Origin of the sequence: Hydrotalea flava (assembly GCF_001623405.1) — a bacterium.
GTDB classification, from domain to species: Bacteria; Bacteroidota; Bacteroidia; order Chitinophagales; family Chitinophagaceae; genus Hydrotalea; species Hydrotalea flava.
In genome coordinates this window covers 1-5,616 of record NZ_LUHG01000053.1, presented here as the reverse complement: position 1 = coordinate 5,616, position 5,616 = coordinate 1, and the positions used below count along the sequence as shown (strand labels likewise).

Annotated in this window: 4 protein-coding genes; 2 read left to right on the top strand and 2 right to left on the bottom strand. The window is 38.1% G+C overall.

The features are described from left to right. Positions 1-142: 142 nt before the first annotated feature. Positions 143-376, bottom strand: coding sequence for a hypothetical protein (locus A0F92_RS06290; protein WP_068243021.1), 234 nt, complete (start codon positions 374-376; stop codon positions 143-145). A gap of 906 nt (positions 377-1,282) precedes the next feature. Then, positions 1,283-2,446 (bottom strand): ATP-binding protein, encoded by a 1,164-nt coding sequence (locus A0F92_RS06285; protein WP_068243027.1) that lies wholly within the window; start codon positions 2,444-2,446, stop codon positions 1,283-1,285. 850 nt (positions 2,447-3,296) lie between these two features. Between A0F92_RS06285 and A0F92_RS06275 the strand changes: the two genes are divergently transcribed. Then, positions 3,297-4,022: a DUF6088 family protein gene (locus tag A0F92_RS06275; RefSeq protein ID WP_068243024.1), complete on the top strand. Its 726-nt coding sequence runs from the start codon at positions 3,297-3,299 to the stop codon at positions 4,020-4,022. After that, complete coding sequence (locus A0F92_RS06270; RefSeq protein WP_167516854.1) at positions 4,019-4,963, top strand: nucleotidyl transferase AbiEii/AbiGii toxin family protein; 945 nt, start codon at positions 4,019-4,021, stop codon at positions 4,961-4,963. Before A0F92_RS06275 ends, A0F92_RS06270 begins: the two co-directional genes overlap by 4 nt. Positions 4,964-5,616: the final 653 nt, after the last annotated feature.

Here is a 5,616-nt window from a genome sequence, read left to right as displayed (position 1 = left end):
CAATGGTCATTAGTTAATTTTATTATTTTTAACTTATTTTCTTCCTAACCCGGCAACTGCCGGGTTTTTTGTTGGGGTGGGGAAAGGTTTATAAGATCATATAAGCTCTTAGCTTCAACAACTTTTTTAATAAATGCCTCTCTTAAATAATCAAAAATTCCTGCCCGTCTTTTCTATTTAAATCCAAATAAAAAATTTCATCTACATTAATTTGAACTTTAATAATTGCATATTTATTATATAAATATCCCATTTTATGTTTATTCCATGCTTCAGCCTTTGCCCATTTTTCACTACTGACATTGGGTGTTGGCGGTAATTCCTCAACAAAAAAATAGGCACCATCCCCTAACAAATGTTGGTCGCCCTTAAACACTTTAAAGCCAGACTTGATAATTTCTTTCGAACTTTTTTAAATCAGTACTATGAAAGTCCTCTAATATTTTATTTCCCACAGAGTAAAAATAAATAATGACTATCAACTAAAAAAACATGGCAATAGCTTAGGCCGGATTGTTATTTCAAAGTTTTGGGATGTATGTATCTGCTGCACTTGAGGTTCACTCATTTTTAGGAACGAATGACACGAATGAACACGAATTAAAAAATTTACGTGCCTATTTCATGGTGTTGCAGGCAGGTACATGGAGGGTACGCCTTATAATTTGACAGTTCCATTAAAAAGGTAAATTTGATGTATGAAAGTTTTGACGCAACAAATACCAGACAACGTGGGTATGGTTTTAGATGCCAAAATTGTATTGCTAACTCTTAAAACCGCTTTTTGGGGAGATAAGAATGCGGTATAATACGTTGGTTTCATAAAAATATTATATTACTACCCGGCCATGGCCGGGTTTTTTATTGCTGCTGCTTTGTAAGTCCCGGTATCCCTCCAACAGTTTTCCTCCAAAAAAATTTTCGTGAATTCGTGGCAACTAAGGATGGTATTTGTGGTTTCATGCAAAGGACACAAAGTTTGCACGCAAAGCCCACAAAGGGAAGCTTACACACCTATCAGGGTAATCATTGAATCCTATAAATCATCGTTCAGACCCTATTCGTGCATTCGTGGCAATTAATAAAAGTGTTGGTGGCACGCAAAGCCCGCAAAGGTTTTTCGCCAAGCCCGCAAAGGTGGTCTTACATCGGGAAAATGTTGTTGAACATTTCGCAACAGCACCATCTGTGGAATCTGTGCTATGCATTGCTAGCCACGAATAACACAAATGTGCACGAATTGGTAGGGAAGCTTACCGCATCATTCGTACCAACCGTTTCATTATATGTCAACAATGGTTTTCCAGGAAGCAATTTGTATTTGTTGATTAATGTTTTTATTTTCTTCGCCTCCATATATTAAAATTTTTTGTGCTTGTGGATGATATTTATCCCAATAATATAAACCCCGAAGCATGCCGGTATCCCATTTTTTACTTCCTTTTATTTCAATAGCCATATCAATCCCATTTTTTTCAAATACCAGATCAACTTCATTGCCTGCACTATCTCTATAAAAATGTAGGTCATCGGGTAATCCTTCATTGAGTCGGTTTTTTTTAATTTCAGATATCACCCAATTCTCCATAATAGCGCCATAGGCAGCATGTTGCTGTAATTGTGTAGCGGTTCTTATTTGTAATAAAAAGCACAAAAGCCCGGTATCATAAAAATACAGTTTAGGGCTTTTAATAATGCGTTTGCCGGAATTGTTATGCCAGGGTGGTAATAGGTATATAATAAAACTGGTTTCTAATAAACCTAACCAGGATTGAATGGTTTTGTTATCTACCCCAATAGCCGATGCAAAGGTTTCGCGGTTTAATAATTGTCCGGCATGCGCTGCACATAAATATATTAGTTTAGTAAATGCGGCTAAGTTGCCAATGTTTTTTAATAATCGCACATCTCTTTGTACATAGGTTTGCAAATAAGAAGCCAGCCAAATATGGGGCTGCAATTGTTCATGCCATATTTCAGGATAACCACCGGTTAAAATAAGTTGTTGCAGGGAATATTTTTTTTGTTGGAAGGCATGCGTTTGCGATAATTCAGCATAACTGAAGGGTAATAAAGTTAAATACCCCGCTCTTCCTGCCAGCGATTGAGACATCTGTTCCTGTAATAAGAAATGATTAGAACCGGTTAGTATAAACTGGCCGCGAGCCCGGTTATTGTCTAAAATTTCCTGTAAATACCTGAAAAGAATCGGCAATCGTTGCACTTCATCCAGAATGGCACCACTGTTATATTGTTGTAAAAATGCAGCCGGATTTTCTTCGGCTTTTGTCTGGGTATCCGGATTTTCAAAATTTACATAAGGCCGCTTTTTAAACAGCATTTTACTTAATGTAGTTTTACCGCTTTGCCGGGGCCCTGTAATGCAAACTGCTCTAAATTGTGATAAATACAATTGCGCCTGCGGTAAAATAGCCCTTGGTATCATGGATTCCATTTTTGCAAAAATATGCAAATTTGGAATTGGATTCCATTTTTGCAAAAATATGCAAATTTGGAGTGGTGATTAGTCGGGTACTAGGAGGTTGGGTGGCACGCAAAGCCAGCAAAGGGTTTTCGCCAAGGGCGCAAAGGGGAGCTTACATAGGAAGATGGGTGGGATATAGTTTTCTGAAATATAGGCGTTTGTGGAGACACTTCGGGTACCCGAGTAAGAACAATACATGGGGAGTAATGCCGCTTGTTGCTTCCGCAAACGGCTATCCGTTAGGCACCTATCAGGGTAATCATTGAATCCTATAAATCATAGTTCAGACCCTATTCGTGCATTCGTGGCAACTAATAAAAGTGTTGGGTGGCACGCAAAGCCGGCAAAGGTATTTCGCCAAGGGCGCAAAGGGGAGCTTACATAGGAAGATGGGTGGGATATAGTTTTCTGAAATATAGGCGTTTGTGGAGACACTTCGGGTACCCGAGTAAGAACAATACATGGGGAGTAATGCCACTTGTTACTTCCGCAAACGGCTATCCGTTAGGCACCTATCAGGGTAATCATTGAATCTTATAAATCATAGTTCAGACCCTATTCGTGCATTCGTGGCAAAACGAATTGGTTGTTAGGTATTGGGTTGCTAAAAGGTGGTGATGGGGATTCTTTACTTACCGAAAAGCATGCGCTTGTGGTTCGTGCCCAATTGAGTTATTCGTGGCAACTTATTCGGGTGTTGGGTGCTTGGGTATGGGAGTAGGTGGTTAATACCATACAATAAAATTATAAAATGTCCAGTTTTTTTGTTAATAAACTGGACAAATTTATTAACTTTACACAACTTAAAAACATGAAAACGGCTGATTACATAGCATTTGTCATAGATAGGCTACCCAAGGGCTATGTATTCACCTATGCTGACTTTATTACAGAGGTGAGCCAAAAGGAAGCGGTCATAAAAGCCCTGAACCGTATGGTGGCTTCGGGCAAGATTGCCAAACTATCCAAAGGTAAATACTACAAACCCGAAAACACCCCCTTTGGCAACTTACAACCCAATCAGGCTCAGGTTGTAAAGGATTTGTTGGAAGAAAATGGAAAAACAACCGGTTATCTCACAGGTTACAGCATTTACAATCAAATGGGCTTCACCACACAAGTAAGTAACATGATACAAATCGGAAAAAATCAAGTCCGCCCCAATTTTAAAAGAGAACGCTATACCATTTCATTTGTAAAGCAAAAAAATACCATCACCAAAGAGAACATTCCTTTGTTGCAGTTACTGGATGTTATTCGCTACATCAAAAAAATACCTGATGCCAATATCAATACATCTTGTAAAAGGGTTTTAGCTATCATCAAAAATCTTTCTGATAAAGAAATCAACACCTTGGTTCGCTTGGCTTTAAAATATCCACCGGCTACCCGAGCTTTATTAGGAGCATTGTTAGAGCAATTGCAACAAAAAAAAGCAGCAGAACCGCTTTTCAAATCATTGAATCCCATTACTAAGTATAAACTGGCAGGTGCAGCGAAAGCAATAACCACCACCGAAAAATGGAATATTGTATGAGCTTGCACTACAACAAAAAATTATTTTCCGATACCTTGAGGGCAGCTTCGCAGCACTTGGATATTAAGTTGGAATTTGTTGAGAAAGATTATTGGATAACATGGGTGTTAAGTAAATTGGCAATATGTAAGTATACAGATCAGGCTGTTTTTAAAGGTGGTACCTCGCTATCAAAAGGCTATAATTTGATAGAACGTTTTTCTGAAGATGTAGATATTGCACTCTTAAATTCCAAAGGAAAACCCGGTAATGAGATTAAAAATATTCTTCGAACAATTGAAAAACAAATAACTGTTGATTTAACAGAATTGCCAATAGAAGGTATAACAAGTAAGGGGTCAAGGTTTAGAAAATCTGTTTTTAATTATGTTACAATTGAAAGGGGGAATAGTAATAATAAACTGATTGTTGAGATTAATTCCTTTTCTAATGCTTTTCATTATGAAAGGCTCCCCATTAAGAGTATGGTGTTTAATTTCTTGATGCAGACAGCCAATGAAAATTACATAGAGCAATACCATCTCCAACCCTTTTATGTGAACGTATTGAACAAAGAACAAACGCTTTTGGAAAAAATGGCGTCTTTAATCCGCTTTTCATTCAGTGAAAATACAGTTGAAGGTATTTTAGAAAAAGTTAGACACTTTTATGATTTATATTATCTAATGCAAATGCCTTCTTGCAGAGAATTGGTGGCTTCAGTTTCATTTAAGAAAAAGATTGATACTATATTACTGCACGATAAGGAAATATTTAAGGTGCCAATTGGCTGGCAATCTAAATCTGTCGCTGAATCACCGTTGATAACAAATTTTCCAACTATTTGGAAACAACTCAAAGCAAAATATCAAACTGAACTATCTGCTTTAGCTTACAGGCCTATTCCTGATGAAGCTGATATAGCGAAATGCTTTGAGGAATTAATCAAAACAATAAAATGAATTAGATTGAAGCCAAATGATACAAACGTTTACCGATTTGTTGGTAATAATGCAACTACTTAAAGGAACGCGATTGAATGATGGAGGAATAGGTAAAAGGACTTTGAAAGCTGCAACAGATTTTACTCAGATTTTGAATGAATGGGTTGGAAGTTTCACGCAAAGTACGCAAAGTAATTTCGCCAAGGGCGCAAAGGGGAGCTTACATAGGAAGATGGGTGGGATATAGTTTTCTGAAATATAGGCGTTTGTGGAGACGCTGCGGGGACCCGAGTAAGAACAATACATGGGGAGTAATGCCGCTTGTTGCTTCCGCAAACGGCTATCCGTTAGGCACCTATCAGGGTAATCATTGAATCCTATAAATCATAGTTCAGACCCTATTCTTGCATTCGTGGCAAAACTTCTCGGTTCATCAAATGATAATCACCCAAAAGAACCATTTTTGGGGATATTGTAACTTCTCTTTCTTTTGTTCGTTTCACTCAAAAATACATCAATGGCCAAGTCGTTCCTGCAATTATTGGTATTAATGGTGATAGGCGCTGCCTGCGTATGGGCAATGAAGCAGTGGGGCAGTTCTGAACAGTGCACACAATGCAACATTCCGGTACAACATTCCGGGCAACCTGCTCCTGACCACTATTTTCGGG

Excerpts from the sequence above, each read along its gene's own strand:
- A0F92_RS06285 (WP_068243027.1), bottom strand. The coding sequence starts at position 2,446 with ATGATACCAAGGGCTATTTTACCGCAGGCGCAATTGTATTTATCACAA.
- A0F92_RS06270 (WP_167516854.1), top strand. The coding sequence starts at position 4,019 with ATGAGCTTGCACTACAACAAAAAATTATTTTCCGATACCTTGAGGGCA.
- A0F92_RS06275 (WP_068243024.1), top strand. The coding sequence starts at position 3,297 with ATGAAAACGGCTGATTACATAGCATTTGTCATAGATAGGCTACCCAAG.